Raw genomic sequence first — 19,495 nt, 5'->3', positions numbered from 1 at the left:
GTGAGCCGTTACCTCACCAACTAGCTAATGCGACGCGGGTCCATCTCATAGCGGATTACTCCTTTAATTGCTGTACCATGCGGTACTACAATCTTATGCGGTATTAATCTTCCTTTCGAAAGGCTATTCCCCTCTATGAGGCAGGTTACCCACGTGTTACTCACCCGTCCGCCGCTAATCCATTCCCGAAGGAACTTCATCGCTCGACTTGCATGTGTTAAGCACGCCGCCAGCGTTCGTCCTGAGCCAGGATCAAACTCTCAATAAAAAGTTTAATCTTAGCTTACTCAAATAAAAATTGCTGGTTTACTTAAATGTATTTATCTTATTCTGTTCAATTTTCAAAGACCATTTTCTTTCTTACAACTTTCGCTGTAATCTTTAATCGTTTGCTGTCGTTTCTGATAGCCTATTAATTATATCATCACCTAGATGCTCTGTCAATAACTTTTTTCAAATTCTTTTAAGCTGTCTTTATAACTTTTATCAATCAATTCATTTAAAATTGTTGATGCATCTCAGCGACGTTTTTCATCTTAACATTTTCATTTATGTCTGTCAATAACTTTTTTATTCTTTATTTTAAGTTCTAAATTAATACTTTATACCTAAATTTAAGAAATTCTGAAAAAAGTGAGAATCTAAAATCAATTATGTTTATTCAGTAATTGCATTTTCCCTAAACTCTCAAACAAAAACCTAATTGTGATATAATAAAAACAAGCGAACATCAAATTAGTTCAAATAAAAAGTAGTATTTGCAATATAAATAAAAATGCACTTAACCTATCTATAACAATATGGAGGAAATATCAGTTGAAGATAATTATATCACCAGCAAAAAAGATGCAGTTAGACACAGAAATCGAAAAATATAATATGCCCTGTTTTTTAGACAAAACAGAATTATTAATGAAGTATATTCAAAATTTAAGCTATGACGAAGCTAAGATTTTATGGAAATGTAGTGATAAAATTGCTAAGACAAGCTTTGAATACTTCACTAATATGAATCTTACGGAAAAACTTACTCCTGCTATATTAGCATACGAAGGAATACAATATCAGTATATTTCTCCAAATGTATTTGATCTTGATCAATTAGATTATGTTGAAAATCATTTATATATTCTATCTGGTTTTTATGGAATTCTTAAACCATTTGATGGCGTCGTGCCATATCGTCTTGAAATGCAAGCTCCAATAAAGCTTTCAGGTTATAAAGACTTATATGATTACTGGGGGGACAGCTTATTTAATAAACTATATAAAAATACAAATATTGTCTTAAACCTTGCATCTAAAGAATATAGCAAATGTATTGAAAATTATTTAAATAAAAAAGTTCAATTGATATCATGCACTTTTGGTGAGTATAAAGAAGGTAAAATTTTAACCAAAGGAACCTTAGCTAAAATGGCCAGAGGTGAAATGGTTAGATTTATGGCTGAGGAAAAAATCGAAACAATATCAGAAATAAAGAACTTTAATAGACTCGGTTATAAATTTAATAAGGAAAAATCAAATAATAAAAATATTGTCTTTATAAAAGAATAGGAGGATGAAAAAATTATGTTAGAAGTCGGAACAAAGGCCCCTGATTTTAAGCTATTAAACCAAGATGGAAAGGAAACATCACTATCAGATTTTAGAGGTAGGAAAATTGTATTGTATTTTTATTCAAAAGATAATACTGCAGGATGTACAAAGCAAGCTTGCGGTTTTGCAGAAAGATATCCTGATTTTCAAGAAAAGGGTGCAGAAGTTATTGGTATAAGTAAAGATTCTGTAGAATCTCACAGAAAATTTGCTGATAAGTACAATCTAAACTTCACTTTACTTTCAGATACAGAGAAAAAAATTATTGAAGCTTATGACGTGTGGAAAGAAAAAAATATGTATGGGAAGAAGACAATGGGTGTTGTAAGAACTACATATTTAATTGATGAAAATGGAATAATTATAAAAGCCTTTTCGAAGGTAAATGCTGCAAAAAATCCAACCGATATGTTAGAAACCATCTAAATTGATTAGATTAAAAGTAGCTTTCACAGTTTATGTTTAACTGTGAAAGCTACTTTTTATACAACAAACCTCCTCAAGATTACACAAAACGAAACAAACAAAAGTTTAACCTTAATGCAATTAATTTTTTCATAAAGCAAATCCCCTTCGCAATAAAAACATTATTCACTGCAATATCATATATTATTAAACTTCGTTACTATATTTAAAAATTTACTTTTACAACAAACGGAATCATTATTAATAAATATGACTATTTTTAGCAAAATAGTGCTAAAAATGTAGTTGTTAATTTACTTAATTGGATGTTATAATATATTTTGTCATTTATTGATAGAGAAAATAATATTAGGGGTGTAAATAATGATGAAAAAAAGAATACTTAGTTTTACAGTATTAGTAGTACTGCTATTTAGTTTTCTATTTAGCGGGTGCGATACTAATGCCGCAAAAAATTCAGCGGACATTTACTGTTCATTGATTTTTAAATCTGATGCTCAAAACATTCAAAAAATAGGTTTATCAGATGCCGATAAAGATAAGCTAATAAAAGACTATCAAGATAAGATAAAGAGTGAATTGAAAAAAAACCTTCTTTTGATGGGATATGCTGCTTCAGATGAACAATTAAATTCAATCTCTGATGCTTATAAAGAAGCACTTTCAAAAATCACTTATGAGACCAAACAAATTTCTAAGTCAGGAGATCAAGCTGAAGTAGAAATCTCAGCTACTAATTTTGATATAAAAAAAATAGATGAAAAAGCTTCTGTCGCTGCTTTAGACGAAACTGACAAAATGAATTTTGCAAACAATGATGAAGAAAATAAAAAATTTAGCGAAATTTATTTAGTCAAACTTGCTGAAGAATTGAAGAGTGCTGAAATAAGCTCTGATAAAGCTTCAAATACCTTTAAATTTAAAAAAGTTAACAAATATTGGGTTGCAGATGATGAAACTAATTTTGGATATAAATTAGTTAGATTAGCAACCTCTAAAGACAATCATGATTTAAGTATTAACGAAGAAAGTATTTCTCCAAAAGAAAGTGCTGAAGTTTTCTGGAATCTAGTAATCAAAGAAGATAGCAGCGGTATGGAGAAACTTGGTTATAGCAAAGCATTTGGAGATAGAATTATTAAGGGTATGAATAAAACTGATTTTAATGATTTCAAAAAACAATTTTCTAAATTAGGTGTTTCATTATCTGATAGCCAAATTCAAAGCATACTAGATGCATTAAGAAACGGAATGAGTAAGACTTCTGCAACTTTTGAAGAAGTATCTAAAGCAAATAATACAGCGCAAGTTAAAGTTACTTCAACCTCTTTAAACTTAAACTCAATTGTAAATCAGGTTGGAACCACAACTAAAAATCAAGTAATATCTGGAAGAATTACTGATAAGCAAAAAATTATGGATGCTTTTGCTACAAACCTTATTAATGCAATTAATAACGCACAGATAACTTCTGGTAGCAAATCAAACTCTTTTAGCTTTACTAAAATTGGAGATTTATGGATACCATCAAATACTAAAAAGTACATTGAAACTATTGGAGAAATGAGTATGAATTAATTTATAAAGCAGATGAAATATTTTCATCTGCTTTATATTTTCATATCCATCAACTCCTAATCCATTATTTTTAAAGCAGTATTCATAATAATTACAAATTTCTCTGGAACTACAGTAACTTTACCTCCAAATATTTTTCCCAAAGCATCTAAAAAGTTTAATATCAACATAGCTTCTTTATCATTAATGATGTCATTAAAGGCATCCTTATTTTTTACAAAAAGATTAAGCTTTAGTGTATCAATATTTTTAATATTTAAGAGTAATTCTTCTTTTTTTGCTTTCCACGCAATAACTTCCAAAACCTTATTAAATATTAATTCTAGGACTTTTCTATTTCCCAAATAATTAATATTAACAACATTTTGATCATCAAAAATAACAGCCACATTATTTTTTTTCAACTCATCAAACCCATCTCTAAAAGCATTTAAATTAAATACTTCAATAACACTAGGTACTGTTTCTAAATATTGAAAAAACACCTTATCAATTTGTTCACTGAAAGGTTTTTGTCTTAGACATTCGTCTCTTAAAAGCTCATACATATTGTTTTTTATATCAAAAATAATTTTACTCACAGCTTTAATATAAGCTATGTCCTTTTGACTATTCTTTATTAAGTCATTATTCATATTTAACATTTTTTGATATAACTTGTTCTTTTCTAATAGTTGAATCTTAAAAGCTTCATTTTCATCCTCTAATTTATAATATTTTATAGCTTCATGAATTGCTGGAAGAAATTCTTCTTCATTATTCCAAGGTTTTGTAATATATTTAAAAACGCCAACTTTATTAACCGTTGCTATTACCTGGGACATTTGAGCATATCCCGAAAGCACCATTCTAACAGTATTAGGAGATATTTCTTTAACTTTTTCCAAAAGATCTAATCCATTCATCTTTGGCATTCTCATATCTGTAACAATAACAGCAATCTCATTATTTTCAAATTCTTCTAAAGCTTTTTCTCCACTCATAGAAAAAAGAGATTCGAAATCTTCAAGTAATGTTATTCTTTTTATTGCATTTAATACATTAAGTTCATCATCTACAAAAAGTACTTTAATTTTTTTCATCTTGTCTCCCCCTTTAAAATATGCCCTTAAATTAACAAAGCATCTCAATTTTTCTGAGATGCTTACCATTTGATAGATACCTCAAGACTATTTTAAATACATCTCTTATTTCTATCTTTTTTGTTTCTTTTTTTGTTATCATTGTTTAAATAGTCATATTCAAAATCCCCTTTAAATTTACTTTTCTTATGAATATAACTATCAAACTCAAACCCATCATCTTTTTTGCTCGATTTTGCAAATACTTCAATTATATCTTTGTACTTTTCTTCCAAATTCATTCTTTGTTTCTCCCCTCATACATTGACCATGTAATAATTCTCAATATTTTGTTAAACCTAATATTTCAACTACTTATATTAGGTTTAATACACATAACTCTGGTATTCATCTAATTAACCCCTTTCATAACCAAACAATATTTCATTTTTCTTATAAATAGCTGCTAATATAGGCATTATAGAGAAATAAATACATTTTATTCACTTCTTTTTTAATTAAATATTTAAAAACAGTATTTATATATAAATTTTATCACAGGTATTTGTATTTTTATGTCATTTTTTGTATTCAAAAAAGTTTTTTATTTTTTCTTTATAAGAAGGAATTTGTTTAATAAAATAGAATTAATAGTATGTACTGTATTTTATAAAATAATAATGATTATTAAAGGGAGGAAAAGACATGAAAAAATTATTCAAATGTAGTGTATGTGGTTTTGTATGTGAAGGTTTAGAAGCTCCAGAAAAATGTCCAAAATGCGGAGTTCCAAAGGATAAGTTTGTTGAGCTGTCGAGTGAAGAAGCTGATAAAATTTATCAATCTGACAGAACTAACGATATCCATATGGAGATAATTGAATTGGCTGATAAAATCGCAAAACTCTCTATAGAAGGAATAGACTTAAAATTAGATCCTAATTGTGTTGCTGCTTTTGAAAAAGCAAAAAAAGATGCTTGGACTATTAAGCAAATATCAAAAGCTGAATTAGCAGGACACATGTCTAAAGGAAAATGGTAAAGTAAATACGTTTATAATGTAGTTAGCTATAATTATCAAAAAGCTGGGAATGCATAATGTATTCCCAGCTTTTTAATTATCATTAATCAGTTAATATTTCAATAATCATGTTCTTTAAATTTAGTCCTTCTTCAAAATCAGGATCTATATTTAAAGCTTTCTCTACATATTCAAGTGCTTTATCCACTTGTTGTAAATTATAATAGCAAAGTGCAATTTCATAATTTGTTTCTGGACATTCACCATAAAACTCTAAAGAAGACTCAAAAAATCTAAGAGCATCTTCATCTTGACCAAGATAACCTAATATTGAGCCAAAGTAATATCCCAAATCTCCTTCTTCGCCAATAGGGAAATAATATTCCCAAGCTTTATTGATCGCAGTAATTAACTTATCTTTAGGAAAATCTTCTTCACTTGGTATTCTTTCAAGTAATATATTATACAATTCAAGTAAGGTTCTTGAATCCCATATTGTAAATCTTAAAAAAGTTAAAAGTTCTTTAGTTGTTAGCGATGAACTTAAAGGCATAATTGCTTTTTTCATATTATAAAAATCATCAGGTCCTATAGTTTCAATAACTTCATTATAAGCCATTGAAGTTTCTATAAGATCATGATTACTTTGACTAAGCATAAATAAAGATACATTGATACTTTCATGATCATATATGCTATGAATTGCTTTTCCACCAAGACCTTTAAAATATAATTCCAAGGCATGAAAGTTTACTGTCATAGAAACACATCCATGCTTTGATAAATATGGATGATAGTTTTTATTCATAACCTCTTCATTTTTGTACCCTTTATCAGCTGATATCAAAATCACATCATCGTTAAATAGCTTTCTTAATCTAGTAATACATCTTAACCCAATTATAGGCATGTAAAATGCTGTATCTTCTAAAGATTTCTTATAATGCTTCAATATATCATTTAAAATCTTATCTTCATAATAATTCATATCTTCTATTTTTTTATCTGTATAATAATAATCTAATCCTGCAAGTATTGATTTATCATTAGGATCATTATTTTCACCTTGAGACGTAATAGAAATTAACCCTTCAAAAATCTCCCCTTCATTTACATAAAAAGTATCTTGAGGTAAACTGTCAAAAGTATAATTAGCAAATAAAATCAAAGGATTTTTCATTTTTCCACTTGATAAAACTTCCCCGCTATATCTAAGTTTAATCTCTTCATCCTTAGATATATCAAAGGTTGCACAATCAAGTATCCCTGATTCAAAATAAGGTTTTAAGAAACTATGATTTTGCCAATATTCAATATTTCTTTCTGCAAAATCTGTTACTAAATATTTAAATTTTATATTTTTCAATGAAGAGTTTTCAATTAGCTGCAAAAATCTTTTTAAAAAAGTATAGGTAAATCTACCTACTCCAGCTGCAAGTTCCATTATATATATAACAGCATTTTTATCCATATCCTCTCTCGCAGCATAATCTCTTAAATATCCAAAAACAGTTTTAGCATATTGGTTTGCAATATAAGGATTTGTTGTTATATATTGAGGCACAATACCTTTAATCCACGCTTCTGGTCCCTGATTTGCAAAAAAATCCGACTGTAATTTCCAAATCATTGATTCTGATAAGCGCTTTTCTGCTTCAAGTATTGTTCCAGAACTTTCATTGACTTTTGCATTAGAAATCTTAGTAATATGATATTTTTTATTTTTCTCTGACAAAATAATTCCTCCTATGATTTAAGTTCACTTTTTTTACTGTATTCAAATAATATATTGCCAATGTCTTTATTTTTGCAAAGAAATAAAGGTGTATGTCCAACATTATTTTCTGAGTTTATATCTATTCCAAGTGATAAAATAAATTTTAAATACTCTTCAAAATCATATTTATCTCCACACAATACATAATCCTCATGTAATATAGTATTGTTATATTTATCAGTATGTTTTATATCTGCTCCATAATCAAGGAGAAGCTTCAAAAGTTCAACTGAAAAACTAAAATTACAGTGAAAAATAGGAGTCTTACCTGATATATTTTCAATATTTACATCTGATCCTCTTTCTAATAATAATTTAACAACATCCATTCTAGGTCTAATTCTGGCACACACTCTGTGTAAAGGCGTCTCTTTAGTATGGCTTTGAGTACTGTTTATATCCGCGCCACTATTTATTAAAAGTTCAATTGCTTCGTAATAGTTATCTTCACAATTATCTATAGCGAAATGAAGAAGACTCCTTTCATCATTTACTTCATTAACATTGCCACCATTTTGTATAAAAGAATTAATTTCTTCTATGTTCCCTTTTTTTATACTTCTTAAAATAGATTTTGTTTTTGGCCCAAACAAAATTTCACTAATATTCATAATTTCCTCCAACTAGAGTGTTATAACCTCTTAAATAATTTTATAGCTGTTTTGGCTATCTTATATACTGGTGTTTCTAATTCTTTACTAGCTTTTTTTAACTCTTTTCTAATTTCTATGTGCTGAGGACAATGCTGTTCGCATTTACCACATTCAACACACTGTGAAGCACTGCTCGGATTCTTACGTATTGCAGTGCACATAAGATAGTTATGTCTTCCAGATTTCTTATTTTCAGAATACATAAGATTATAAGAATGAAAAGTTCCTGGAATATCCACTCCCTTTGGACATGGCATGCAATAACCACAGCCTGTACATCCTACTTTAATATTGCTGTTAATCTCTTTCTTAACCTGCTCTATTAATTCAAAGTCTTCCTTTGTGAATTCATCTATATCAACATTTTTAGCAACTTCTATATTTTCTCGAAGCATTTCAAGAGAATTCATTCCTGATAATACACAAGTAACTTCAGGTTGATTCCAAAGCCACCTAAAAGACCATTCTGCTGGAGTACGTTTCCTTGAATTTTCTTTTATTATATTCTTAGCTTTTTCAGGCAACAAATTAACAAGCCTTCCTCCACGTAATGGCTCCATTATAATCACCGGAATGCCTTTTTTACTTGCAGCTTGCAATCCTCTTTTTCCAGCCTGGCTGTGTTCATCTAAATAGTTATATTGGATTTGACAGAAATCCCAATCATAGACCTCAAGAAGCTGAAGAAAAGTTTCTGTATTTCCATGATAAGAAAAACCAATATTACGAATTTGTCCCTTATCAACTTTCTCCTTCAGCCACTCCATAAGTCCAAAACCTACTAATCGGTTCCAAGTCTGTACATCTGTAAGCATATGTATAAGATAATAATCAACATAATCTGTTTGTAGTCTTTTTAATTGTTCATTAAAATACTTTTCCAAGTCCTTTTTAGCTTTAACCATGAAATGTGGGAGCTTTGTTGCAATAAATATTTTATCTCTACAATTATTCCTCTTTATAATTTCACCAAGAGCTGTTTCACTACCTGGATAAACATAAGCCGTATCATAATAGTTTATGCCACTATCAATTGCTGCCATAATTTCCTTTTCTGCTTTATCTAAATCAATGCTGCTTCCCTTTATTGTAAAACGCATACATCCATAACCCAATATAGATATATTATTACCTTTTCTATCGTTCCTATACTTCATTTGTGAAGATTTTCCTTCAGACTCCATTATTGAAACCACCTCATTAATTTATATAATATATGTATATTACAACAAATCTAGTGGTTTGCCAACAGCACCTAAAAATTACAACCTCACTTTCAAGGGTTACTGATATAAGTTATTTAATATTGCTTGTTGATAAACTGATAAATCAGGAGAATTTTTAATAGAATTAATACTAGCTAAAAAATCTCCCGTATCCTTCAATACCTTAGCAAAGCCTCCTGGATTATTTTCAGTTCCTATATATTGTGGATTAGTTTGATCTTTCGCATCAAGTACAGTTACTCCATACATAAGCTTTATAGTTTCATCTTTTGGTAAGCTAAATTCTTTAGAAAGTGCTATTGCTGATTCTTCAGGTTTATCTCTGTATTGGTGTACAGAATCATTTAACACTGAAATATACTCCTTAAGAAAATTTGGATATTTACTAGCAAAATCATTTTGAACAATTCCAACTTCGCCAGTAACCACTCCTTTTTTTGCCAAATCTTCAGATGTAATTAGAATTTTTCCACCTTCTGATACTAATCTCGATTTAACTGGTTCCCATGCATATGCTCCATCTATATCATATCTTTGCCATGCTGAATATATTTCAGGCATTTTCATATCAATTAATTCTACATCTGCTGGATTAATTTTGTTTAATTTTAATGCATTTATCAAACTATAATGTGATGATGAATTAAAAGTAGTTGCTATTCTTTTACCTTTCAAATCACTAAATAAGCTTATTCCTGAATCTTTTTTTACAACAAGAGCCTCACTATCCCCTATGATATCATCAATATAATATATTTTATAAGGAACATTATTAGCTATACCTAAAACTGCTGGAGGTGTTCCAAGACTGCCCATATCTATCAATCCTTTAGCTAAAGCTTCAACTACCTCCCTCCCACTATCATATTTTTCCCAATATATTTTAGTGTTTGAGAATTTTTTTTCAACAGCTCCATTTGCTTTTGCTAGTAATTCTCCACTAGGTGAAACCTGATATCCTATTCTAACTTCACTAGGCAAACTCTTATTACTATTTTGCCAAACTTCTAAGCTTCTATAGTTGCAAAGCTTAGATATTATTATAAACATAAATACTCCAAATATAATAAGTCCTACAATAAAATTTTTTCGTCTCATTTATCTTCCGTCACACAAATCTTAAATATAGAAATTTGTAACGTCTCACCTTCCTTTCTTAAAAATTATTTTCTATTTTATTATCTTTCTAATTTTTAAGTTTTGTTATACAGAAATTTGAACATTATATTTTTTATGTTTTCATTAACTTGTCTCAATTATCAATGTTCAATAATCTATTTTCAGCGAATTGCCCCATATAATATATCTTAAATTTAGATTCAGACTATCAATTAGAACTTAGTTATGAAAATTTTCTGAAATTAGTATTGACAAAAATTGTGAAAGTTTTATAATAATATTAATCAATAATAATTATCAATTAATACCGATAATTATTATAATTAATTAAAATTTTAGGAGGTTGATTATTATGTCATTAATAGGAACAGAAGTAAAACCATTCAAAGCATCTGCTTATAAAAATGGTGAATTTTTAAATATATCAGAAGAGAATTTTAAAGGTAAATGGAGTGTTGTTTGTTTTTATCCAGCAGATTTCACTTTCGTATGCCCTACTGAATTAGAGGATTTACAAGATAATTATGACACATTAAAAAAACTTGGTGCTGAAGTATACTCAGTTTCAACTGATACTCACTACACTCACAAAGCTTGGCACGATAGTTCAGAAGCTATTAAAAAGCTTACTTATACTATGATTGGTGATCCTTCACATATACTTTCTCGAAATTTTGATGTTCTAATAGAAGCTGATGGTCTTGCTGACCGAGGTACTTTTATAATAGATCCAGATGGAATTATTCAAGCAGTTGAAATAAATGCAGGAAATATAGGCCGAGATGCCAGTGTTATTGTCAATAAAATTAAAGCTGCACAATATGTTAGAAATAATCCGGGCGAAGTTTGCCCAGCAAAATGGAAAGAAGGAGCTTCTACTCTTAAGCCAAGCCTTGACTTAGTAGGGAAGATTTGAGGTATAAAATTATGATACTTGATGATGAATTAAAAGAACAATTAGCAGAATATATTGATCTTTTGGAGAATGATATTTTAGTTAAAGTAAGTGCTGGTTCTGATGAATTATCAGAAGATACTACTGCTTTCATTGAAGAATTAGCTGCTATGTCTCCAAAGATAAAAGTTGAGAATACAACTTTATTAAGAACACCTAGTTTTAGCATTAATAGAATTGGAGAAGATACAGGAGTTATTTTTTCTGGACTTCCATTAGGTCATGAATTTAATTCATTAATCTTAGCTATGCTACAAGTTAGCGGAAGGCCTCCAAAGATTGACGATAAAACAATAGAAGCTATTAAAAATTTAAAAGGAACATATAATTTCGAAACTTATATGAGTTTAACTTGCCACAACTGTCCTGATGTCGTTCAAGCCCTAAACATAATTAGTATTCTAAATCCTAATGTTACTAACGTAACAATTGATGGTGAATGTTTCTATGACGAACTTGATGAAAAAAATATAATGGCAGTACCAGCTGTTTATTTAAATGGAGAATTATTTGGTGTTGGTCGTATGACTATTGAAGAAATTCTTGCAAAATTAAGTAGTGCTCCTGCCGAAGCAGATTTAAATGATAAAGAGCCTTATGATGTACTTGTCGTAGGAGGCGGTCCAGCTGGAGCAAGTTCAGCAATTTATTCAGCTAGAAAAGGTATAAGAACTGGAATAATTGTTGAACGCTTTGGTGGACAGGTATTAGACACTTTAGGCATCGAAAATTTAATTGGTGTGAAATATACTGAAGGTCCAAAACTTGGTGCTAATCTTGAAGAGCATGTTAAGGATTATGATGTTGATATTATAAATTTACAAAGAGCTAAAAACATTATCAAAAAAGACCTATTTGAAGTTGAATTAGAAAATGGTTCTGTTTTAAAAAGTAAAACTGTAATAATTTCAACAGGGGCAAAATGGCGAAACGTCGGTATTCCTGGAGAAGAAGAGTTTAAAAACAAAGGTGTAACTTATTGTCCTCACTGTGATGGTCCTTTATTTAAAGGAAAAGAAGTTGCAGTAATAGGCGGAGGTAATTCAGGAATTGAAGCCGCTATTGATTTAGCTGGAATTACTAATCACGTAACAGTTTTTGAATTTATGCCAGAATTAAAGGCTGATTCAGTATTACTAAACCGCCTTAACAGTTTAACTAATGTTACTGTTCTTAAAAATGTTCAAACAAAAGAGTTTACAGGTACTAGCAAGATAGATGGAATCACATATGTTGAGCGTGATACTAATGAAGTTAAGCATATTGATGTTGATGGTATATTTGTTCAAATAGGACTTGTACCAAATACTGAATGGCTTAATGACACAGTTGAAAAAAATAAATTAGGTGAAATTGTAATAGATAACCATGGCTCTACAAATATACCAGGTATTTTTGCAGCAGGAGATTGTACAGATAGTCCATATAAACAAATTATTATTTCTATGGGCACAGGTGCAACCGCAGCCTTGAGTGCATTTGATTATTTAATAAGAAATTAATAAGAACCCCTCTGTAATAGAAATTCAGAGGGGTTTCTCATTTAAATTTTTTATTTAAATCTTTCAATAAACTCACCTTTTTTAACTCACATTAATTATTGCAATTATCACTTCAATTGCTACCATTATTCTTCTCTTTATGATATTAGTTTTTGTTAAAATAAAAAAACTGCAACAGAATACCTATATTAACTCTGCCACAGTTGTTTTTGTTGTATGGAACCCCTAATATTCCTTACAACTACTACATTTACTTCTTTTAGAAGAATATACACCATAATATATGGGCAAACTTCGTAATAACAAACATAAATGCAGTAAAGAATGTCATATAATGAAAACCCCTTTTCCCAATACATATACCATAGATAATTTATTATTTATATCTTCTGTACAAATAAAATATTATCACATTATTTTCAAAAAATATTGTAAAATATTGCTCACTTTCTTGTCAGATTTTTTTTATAATTTTTAATAGATACACCCATTAACTTTTTAAATTGTTTGCACAAATGACTTTGATCAGCTAAATTAAGATTTTGAGCTAGACTTGTTTGAGATTCTATATCATCTAAATTCGCCTTAAGAATTCTCATTTTTGCTTGTATATGATATTGATTTGGAGTAACACCCATCTCCTTTTTAAAAAGCCTAATCAAATGATACTTTGATAAATGAAACGTCTTTGCTAGTTCATCTAAATCAAATTTCTTATCTGCATTTTTCTTTATATACTCAGCAATTAATAAAGCAGTTTCATTTTTATGATCACTTACAGACATAGAATTGGATTCCATAGCTGGACTTATTAATTTAAGAATAGAATTAAGAAATTCTTCCTCATTATTGCTAATTTTAAAAGCCTCACATAAATCCCACATTTCTTCCGTGTATTTCATTTCAAGAAAATATTTATTAAATTTTATATTTTCAACTTTCCTTTTTAATTCATTTTTAAAACAAATTGTAATGTATTCATATTTAGAATCAGTTGTCATACATATTCCTGTGTTTGATGGATTGATAAAAATCATAGCTTCCGTCAACAGGCAACTGCTATTATTTATTGTGACCATTGCACTGCCTTTAGTAACAGCTCCAACGCAAAAACTTTCATGACTATGAAGCGGAAAACAGTGACTACTTTCCCCATGTAAAATCTCAACAGAACCCTTTTCGTAAAATTTGATAATATTTTTCATATTACATCTCTCCGAATCAAAGAATTATTCGTTAATATTGTATAATAATATAAGAATAAAATAAACAAAAAAATATTTTGAAGAAATACGTTATAATTTATATTTAAATTTTAAAATTATATATAAATATTTAAATTTATATATCAATAAAACAATATCAAATCAAAATGCTAACAAAATTTGTCTATTAAAGATTATATTTCACCAATCGAAATATACTATATAGTAATCATCTTAAAATACCAATATAAATTTAATATAACATATATAGATAATTAGGGGAGGAACAACTTAAGTGAAAATTACTTTAAAAGCACTTTTATCGCATATTATTTATATTTTTGTCCTATTAGGAGCTTATTTTTTAATTAAAGAAACGCCTACTTTTAACACTCCTGTTATACTTCTTCTTAACTATTCTTCCTACATTATTTTTATTTTAGGTCTTATCCTATGCATTAGGTTTAATCAAGGCAGGGTTTTCCTAATAATTTTGTTGCTTGCACTATTGGAATTAATCTTAAATTGCAGTCAAGAGTTATCTAAATACATTGAGCTTTATTCGGAAATTCTCTATCCAACAATGTGTATTCTTATACCTCTTAATCTTATTACTTTTTCACAATTAAAAGAAAAAGGTATATTCTCACTATGGGGAAAACTGCGTATACTTTTTATCCTAGTTGAATTAGTTATTATATATTACTTTTCAAGTTGCAATGATTTAAAAATTGAAAATTTGCTGAATTATAACTTTATAAATTTACCTTTTCAAGAAATTGCAATGCCACAAATCGGATTAATATTATTTACTTTAACTTTAATATTTTTCATAATAAAGATCTTTCTTAAAGACAATGTCCTTGAAACAAGATTAATTGGAGTTACTATTTCTTTGTTCTTAGCCCTTATTTTAATTAATGATAGTTTATCATTTTCAATATATTTAAGTGCTGCAGGCTTATTATTAGTTATAGGTATAATTGAGGATTCATATTCAATGGCATACCTTGATGAACTTACTGGGATACCTTCACGTAGAGCTCTTAGGGAAGATTTAATGAAGTTGGGGAGTAAATACACAATTGCCATGACAGATATTGATTTTTTCAAAAAATTCAATGATAAATATGGACATGATGTTGGAGATGATGTTTTAAAGTTAGTGGCTTCTAATTTAACTCAAGTAACTGGTGGTGGTAAAGCCTTTCGTTATGGTGGAGAAGAATTCACAATAGTTTTTCCTGGTAAATCCATAGAAGACGTAATGCCTCATTTAGAAAGTATACGTGAGCAAATATCTAAATGCGGATATACTAGAAAACCATCAACAACTAAAACTTCAAAATCAAAACGAGGAAATTCAAGTCAATTATTTGTAACTATAAGCATAGGTGTATGTGAAAAAAGTAATAAATTCAAAAATCCTAATGAAGTAATGAAAGGTGCAGACAAGGCCTTATACAAAGCTAAGAAAAAAGGTAGAAACTGTGTAAGTAAATAAATATGTATATAAATTTAAGCTGAGACTTTTACAAATTTAAAATCTCAGCTTTATTTTTAATGTAAGCTAATTACTCCTCGTCTAATCAATTAATTTTATATCAAATGTAAATGGGAATTCAACAGCTTCCTCATGTGCAAAATCAACTTTATAACCTGTTCCATCTTTATAGAAAAATCCTTGTTTTAAATCAATTTTTACATAGCACATATTTTCATCCTTTTCGTTATTATGAGCAAAGTACCAGGGTTCAAATGCTTTTATCAACTTTTCTCTTATGGCATAATTTTTTTCACATAATGGATGTCCAATATTATATGCATTTCCACTAAAACGATACAATTTATTACACATTGAAACCCGAGAATTCTTTTCAATCTCTTGCATTTTCTGTGACTTTGCATAAGAAACAATATAAAAAGCATTTTCATCATAAAAAGTATCTATAAACCTAACAGACGGTATATTTTCATTTGTTGTTGCTAGTGCAAATTGATAATCTCTTGCAAATAGTTCTTTAATAACCTCTAAACTTTTTTCATATACAGTCATTTTTGCATCTCCTTTAAATAATTCACTTAATTTTATAATTAAAATTACTTTTGTTTTCTGCAAACTATAATAAATCTGTGTTCAAGACTATCTATATAGCCTTTAACATTTAACTCTTCTTGTAATTTACACAATTCCTCAAAGCAGCTATCTACAGAAAAACTAGGAAATTCCCACTCTATAATTTTAGCAAAATAAACTAAGGCTCCAATATCCTTAAAACGTAAGTGAGGAAAAAACTCTTTAGCATATAAAATCTCAAAAGAATTTTCTTTAAATTTTTTCAAGTTATTCTCCAAAGTATTCTCAGAAAATAAAGGTTTAAAATTCTTAATTAATACTTTTGATAATACTTCGTTATTTTTTCCACCAACTTGTTGAGTAATAAATATTCCATTTGGCTTTAATATCCTTTTTACTTCTTTAATATCAAAAGAAGCTTGTCTATTAATAATCATATGAAAGTACTCATCTTTAAAAGGCAGATCTGAATCATTAAATACCTGTTTAACTTCGATTCCTAGCGGCGTCAATCTTTTCTTGCACAATTCTACATTAGGCTCCCACATTTCTGTAACTGATGTATTCTTATAAGGATGTTTCAATGATAATAAAAATTCTCCTCCACCAGTTCCCATATCAAGTAACTTGTAATTTGAATTTAAGTATTTAATTAATATTCCTTTATAATCCCAAGGTAGTTCTTCTGCTTCCCATCTGTTTTCTATATATGAAAAATCCCATCCTTCAAAGGCTTTTTTCTCTTCTTTTTCCCATGCTTCTTTCAATTTACTATATTTCATAACTGTCCCTCTTTTCTTTTATTTTGTTCATTAGAAAATTGGTGCAGTTTTCTGATAGTACATAATAATTTAATCTTGGCACAATCTACTATCAGTTATTATAACTGCACCAAGTAATTAATTCGCTTCTTTCCCATTTTGAGATTTCACCTGCTTTCATTTTTTTATCACAATTCTTATGATTATTACTCTTTTATTATTTCTTCTGGTACTTTTATATATCCTGTTAATAATTCAATATCAATATCGTCATAAAAATCTTTATCTACTGGTTTAATCATACATACCCTGCTTTTAAGTCCATTCTTTCCTATTCTCTTATGAGCTTTAAAGAATAGCGCAATTGCCGCAGCCTTATTTTCACTTCTTTCATTTAAGTATTCCTTGGTATAAACATTAAGTTGAAAATCTTCTTCACTTTCATATTCAAGCATTGCCAAATCCATTCCTCTAGGACAAATTTTCTCCAAAGCAGCTACATATTCTTCTTTAGCTTCTTCAAGCTGTTCTTTAGGCACAGCTTGTCCTAGTTCCATCTCTAAATTATTATTTACTTCATTCCAAACATCATAATGATACATGTTATTAATATAATAATTATATTTTCTCTTTTGAATATGGTCATAAAACTCAAACTTATTTCCTATTTCCATTTCACCAAATTTCATATGTATTGATTGGTTTATAATTATACTCTTAGAATAACTTCTAAGCTTTAAAATAATATCTAACTTCTTTGTGGTATCAATTTTAGGTAATTCATCACAATCTTTTAACTTATATTCTGTTATTATTATATTTTCTAAATCTGAATAATGTAAGTTTGCAGAAATCAGTCCATTATCTATAAAATTTTGTAGCTTACTAGAATTATCAATTTTCCATAAATACAAAGGAATTGAAGTAGAAGAAGAACTCAATATTTTTTGCCCTTGAATAATTATTTCTAATATATTAATATTTATAAAACTACTTTCTTTATTTACACTATTAATTATTTCTTCACGATTTGAAAGATATTTTGTCACATTTTCCTCAATGTGTTTTCTATACTGCAATTTATATATGGCCCATAATACGCTACCATCTTCCTCTGACGTTATAGCTATTAAATTAACATCAATTCCTTTAATATTAACTGTTTTATTTATGATAATTTCTTTTTTTAAATTCATATGGATTCTCCTTAAGCGTAATTATCATTTATGTAATGCATTATAGATATCCAATTAATCAAACTTATAAATGGAATATACATTGCATCATTGAGAAATTATAATCGTAACACTACACTAGAAATTAGATACATATTTGTGCAAGCGGCATATGAAATTAAGCTGTGATGATTATTAAGCAGAGAACCCAAATCTGTGATTTGGTGTGAATCGCTTACTCAGCGAACGAACGTGAGTCGAGTTTCCTATATGGGTTGTTCCACTTTCTGCTTGTCATAAATTTACTTTAGGAACATGCAGAAATGGCTGCAACCTTCCACTTAGAACCCATCCAGCGATAATTTCATTAGTCCGCTGGAATAAATATGTGTTTAATTTCGATAAATTACGCATATGTCTAATTCTTGCTTTGGATATCTTTATTCCCATATCAATTGTTATTTAAACTTTGTTTTTCATACAAATCATTTTCTTTTCTGGAACACCAATATCATTTGCAATCACATCACACTTTGTCATTAAAAGAAAATAAATATTTTTCTTTTCTTCACTCAAGCATTCATAATTTGCTTGACCTTTAGCAATTACCACATCAGCATTTTTATAAATTTCTTTAAACTTAGGACTAGTCCTAGTTAAGACAGTTCCTAGTGAACCATCACCATTATCTATAACCTCTGCATATTCATCAATTCCCACAAAATATGCATCCTCAGCTATAGAATCGTTTACTACAGGTTTTCCTCTTACTCCAAAAAATATTTTCACACCAGGATTTAATTCTTTTATTTTCTTTAAAAGAATCTTATCCATGCAGATTTCTCCACAATTATCACCTAAGTATAATAATTCTTTTGAATTCAATATATCCTCTATTAATATCTTTGAATCATCAATTGCGAATTCTAATTTATCCATTTTTTCAAAGCAATCAAAAATATCCTCTAATAATGTATTATGTATAGGATTAAAATCTATTATATTCCCAACAATGGCATATTGAACTGCTAATTCAAAGGAGTTCCCTGCCTGTTCAATCTTTTTCTCAAACTCTGGTATCAATTTTAAAAACATGTCATTATAATAATTTCTAGTTTCCTTATATGGATCTGGATTATTAGTATATTTCTTTACCATTCCAAAAATTTCTCCAATAATTTCTGGTGTGGTTATCTCAAAATCCATTTTACTAAGGTAAACAAAAACTTCCCTCAGCAGCTCTTCTTTATTCTCAACACCTGTAATATTTGCCACTTTGATTACTTGGTTAACCACACATGGCAGGCATTTATCGTGCATTTTCATAATCGTACCTCACTATATAGTATCTAAAATTTTCA

18 protein-coding genes and 1 rRNA gene are annotated in these 19,495 nt (G+C 28.7%); 7 read left to right on the top strand and 12 right to left on the bottom strand.

The features are described from left to right. Positions 1 to 268, bottom strand: a 16S ribosomal RNA gene (locus L3B98_RS12775); the annotation flags it as partial. Between the two features lie 548 nt (positions 269 to 816). Between L3B98_RS12775 and yaaA the strand changes: the two genes are divergently transcribed. The 3 genes from yaaA to L3B98_RS12760 all read left to right on the top strand — a co-directional run bounded on the left by yaaA (position 817) and on the right by L3B98_RS12760 (position 3,603). Beyond that, positions 817 to 1,557, top strand: a complete 741-nt coding sequence (yaaA, locus tag L3B98_RS12770) for a peroxide stress protein YaaA (RefSeq protein ID WP_015394000.1) — start codon at positions 817 to 819, stop codon at positions 1,555 to 1,557. A gap of 15 nt (positions 1,558 to 1,572) precedes the next feature. After that, positions 1,573 to 2,025 (top strand): thioredoxin-dependent thiol peroxidase, encoded by a 453-nt coding sequence (gene bcp / locus L3B98_RS12765; protein WP_238916918.1) that lies wholly within the window; start codon positions 1,573 to 1,575, stop codon positions 2,023 to 2,025. A 363-nt stretch (positions 2,026 to 2,388) separates the two neighbouring features. Next, positions 2,389 to 3,603 (top strand): DUF5105 domain-containing protein, encoded by a 1,215-nt coding sequence (locus L3B98_RS12760; protein ID WP_238916917.1) that lies wholly within the window; start codon positions 2,389 to 2,391, stop codon positions 3,601 to 3,603. 56 nt (positions 3,604 to 3,659) lie between these two features. Here the strand turns inward: L3B98_RS12760 and L3B98_RS12755 are convergent, their stop codons facing one another. Further along, a complete protein-coding gene (locus L3B98_RS12755) occupies positions 3,660 to 4,685 on the bottom strand; it encodes a response regulator (protein ID WP_017810462.1) in 1,026 nt (341 codons plus the stop codon). A 92-nt stretch (positions 4,686 to 4,777) separates the two neighbouring features. After that, positions 4,778 to 4,966, bottom strand: a complete 189-nt coding sequence (locus tag L3B98_RS12750; RefSeq protein WP_238916916.1) for a hypothetical protein — start codon at positions 4,964 to 4,966, stop codon at positions 4,778 to 4,780. A 403-nt stretch (positions 4,967 to 5,369) separates the two neighbouring features. Here L3B98_RS12750 and L3B98_RS12745 point away from each other — a divergent pair, with 403 nt between their 5' ends. Continuing rightward, positions 5,370 to 5,705 carry a rubredoxin-like domain-containing protein gene (locus L3B98_RS12745; protein WP_015394005.1) on the top strand — a complete coding sequence of 112 codons (336 nt, stop codon included), beginning with the start codon at positions 5,370 to 5,372 and terminating at the stop codon, positions 5,703 to 5,705. 82 nt (positions 5,706 to 5,787) lie between these two features. Here the strand turns inward: L3B98_RS12745 and L3B98_RS12740 are convergent, their stop codons facing one another. The 4 genes from L3B98_RS12740 to L3B98_RS12725 all read right to left on the bottom strand — a co-directional run bounded on the left by L3B98_RS12740 (position 5,788) and on the right by L3B98_RS12725 (position 10,438). After that, positions 5,788 to 7,419 (bottom strand): tetratricopeptide repeat protein, encoded by a 1,632-nt coding sequence (locus tag L3B98_RS12740; RefSeq protein WP_238916915.1) that lies wholly within the window; start codon positions 7,417 to 7,419, stop codon positions 5,788 to 5,790. An 11-nt stretch (positions 7,420 to 7,430) separates the two neighbouring features. Continuing rightward, positions 7,431 to 8,072, bottom strand: a complete 642-nt coding sequence (locus L3B98_RS12735) for an ankyrin repeat domain-containing protein (RefSeq protein ID WP_077364617.1) — start codon at positions 8,070 to 8,072, stop codon at positions 7,431 to 7,433. Positions 8,073 to 8,092: 20 nt separating this feature from the next. Further along, on the bottom strand, positions 8,093 to 9,298 hold the full coding sequence (locus L3B98_RS12730; protein WP_238916914.1) for an aldo/keto reductase: 1,206 nt from the start codon (positions 9,296 to 9,298) through the stop codon (positions 8,093 to 8,095). Between the two features lie 99 nt (positions 9,299 to 9,397). Continuing rightward, positions 9,398 to 10,438 carry an ABC transporter substrate-binding protein gene (locus tag L3B98_RS12725; protein ID WP_238916913.1) on the bottom strand — a complete coding sequence of 347 codons (1,041 nt, stop codon included), beginning with the start codon at positions 10,436 to 10,438 and terminating at the stop codon, positions 9,398 to 9,400. Positions 10,439 to 10,811: 373 nt separating this feature from the next. On the opposite strand from L3B98_RS12725, the gene ahpC reads away from it, so the two are divergent. Next, a complete protein-coding gene (gene ahpC, locus L3B98_RS12720; protein WP_015394010.1) occupies positions 10,812 to 11,375 on the top strand; it encodes an alkyl hydroperoxide reductase subunit C in 564 nt (187 codons plus the stop codon). Positions 11,376 to 11,386: 11 nt separating this feature from the next. Further along, positions 11,387 to 12,916 (top strand): alkyl hydroperoxide reductase subunit F, encoded by a 1,530-nt coding sequence (gene ahpF, locus L3B98_RS12715; protein ID WP_238916911.1) that lies wholly within the window; start codon positions 11,387 to 11,389, stop codon positions 12,914 to 12,916. A 443-nt stretch (positions 12,917 to 13,359) separates the two neighbouring features. Here the strand turns inward: ahpF and L3B98_RS12710 are convergent, their stop codons facing one another. Further along, a complete protein-coding gene (locus tag L3B98_RS12710) occupies positions 13,360 to 14,121 on the bottom strand; it encodes an AraC family transcriptional regulator (protein WP_238916910.1) in 762 nt (253 codons plus the stop codon). 739 nt (positions 14,122 to 14,860) lie between these two features. Here L3B98_RS12710 and L3B98_RS12705 point away from each other — a divergent pair. Continuing rightward, positions 14,861 to 15,625, top strand: coding sequence for a GGDEF domain-containing protein (locus L3B98_RS12705; protein WP_238916908.1), 765 nt, complete (start codon positions 14,861 to 14,863; stop codon positions 15,623 to 15,625). Between the two features lie 81 nt (positions 15,626 to 15,706). Here L3B98_RS12705 and L3B98_RS12700 read toward each other — a convergent pair whose 3' ends face one another. The 4 genes from L3B98_RS12700 to L3B98_RS12685 all read right to left on the bottom strand — a co-directional run bounded on the left by L3B98_RS12700 (position 15,707) and on the right by L3B98_RS12685 (position 19,460). Then, complete coding sequence (locus L3B98_RS12700; protein WP_238916906.1) at positions 15,707 to 16,177, bottom strand: pyridoxamine 5'-phosphate oxidase family protein; 471 nt, start codon at positions 16,175 to 16,177, stop codon at positions 15,707 to 15,709. Positions 16,178 to 16,221: 44 nt separating this feature from the next. After that, on the bottom strand, positions 16,222 to 16,980 hold the full coding sequence (locus L3B98_RS12695; protein WP_238916904.1) for a class I SAM-dependent methyltransferase: 759 nt from the start codon (positions 16,978 to 16,980) through the stop codon (positions 16,222 to 16,224). A gap of 185 nt (positions 16,981 to 17,165) precedes the next feature. Then, the gene (locus L3B98_RS12690; RefSeq protein ID WP_238916902.1) at positions 17,166 to 18,155 is read right to left on the bottom strand and encodes a hypothetical protein; all 990 of its coding nucleotides are present in this window, start codon (positions 18,153 to 18,155) and stop codon (positions 17,166 to 17,168) included. A 441-nt stretch (positions 18,156 to 18,596) separates the two neighbouring features. Continuing rightward, positions 18,597 to 19,460, bottom strand: coding sequence for an ARMT1-like domain-containing protein (locus tag L3B98_RS12685; protein ID WP_238916901.1), 864 nt, complete (start codon positions 19,458 to 19,460; stop codon positions 18,597 to 18,599). Positions 19,461 to 19,495: the final 35 nt, after the last annotated feature.

It is taken from the genome of Clostridium sp. YIM B02555 (assembly GCF_022320955.1).
Lineage (GTDB): Bacteria > Bacillota > Clostridia > Clostridiales > Clostridiaceae > Clostridium > Clostridium saccharoperbutylacetonicum.
The sequence above is the reverse complement of the archived record's forward strand: the minus strand, read 5'-3'. Positions and strand labels throughout refer to the sequence as shown.

Coding starts and splice junctions, on each gene's coding strand:
- bcp (WP_238916918.1), top strand. CDS start 1,573: ATGTTAGAAGTCGGAACAAAGGCCCCTGATTTTAAGCTATTAAACCAA.
- L3B98_RS12760 (WP_238916917.1), top strand. CDS start 2,389: ATGATGAAAAAAAGAATACTTAGTTTTACAGTATTAGTAGTACTGCTA.
- L3B98_RS12755 (WP_017810462.1), bottom strand. CDS start 4,685: ATGAAAAAAATTAAAGTACTTTTTGTAGATGATGAACTTAATGTATTA.
- L3B98_RS12750 (WP_238916916.1), bottom strand. CDS start 4,966: ATGAATTTGGAAGAAAAGTACAAAGATATAATTGAAGTATTTGCAAAA.
- L3B98_RS12745 (WP_015394005.1), top strand. CDS start 5,370: ATGAAAAAATTATTCAAATGTAGTGTATGTGGTTTTGTATGTGAAGGT.
- L3B98_RS12735 (WP_077364617.1), bottom strand. CDS start 8,072: ATGAATATTAGTGAAATTTTGTTTGGGCCAAAAACAAAATCTATTTTA.
- L3B98_RS12730 (WP_238916914.1), bottom strand. CDS start 9,298: ATGGAGTCTGAAGGAAAATCTTCACAAATGAAGTATAGGAACGATAGA.
- L3B98_RS12725 (WP_238916913.1), bottom strand. CDS start 10,438: ATGAGACGAAAAAATTTTATTGTAGGACTTATTATATTTGGAGTATTT.
- ahpC (WP_015394010.1), top strand. CDS start 10,812: ATGTCATTAATAGGAACAGAAGTAAAACCATTCAAAGCATCTGCTTAT.
- ahpF (WP_238916911.1), top strand. CDS start 11,387: ATGATACTTGATGATGAATTAAAAGAACAATTAGCAGAATATATTGAT.
- L3B98_RS12710 (WP_238916910.1), bottom strand. CDS start 14,121: ATGAAAAATATTATCAAATTTTACGAAAAGGGTTCTGTTGAGATTTTA.
- L3B98_RS12700 (WP_238916906.1), bottom strand. CDS start 16,177: ATGACTGTATATGAAAAAAGTTTAGAGGTTATTAAAGAACTATTTGCA.
- L3B98_RS12695 (WP_238916904.1), bottom strand. CDS start 16,980: ATGAAATATAGTAAATTGAAAGAAGCATGGGAAAAAGAAGAGAAAAAA.
- L3B98_RS12690 (WP_238916902.1), bottom strand. CDS start 18,155: ATGAATTTAAAAAAAGAAATTATCATAAATAAAACAGTTAATATTAAA.
- L3B98_RS12685 (WP_238916901.1), bottom strand. CDS start 19,460: ATGAAAATGCACGATAAATGCCTGCCATGTGTGGTTAACCAAGTAATC.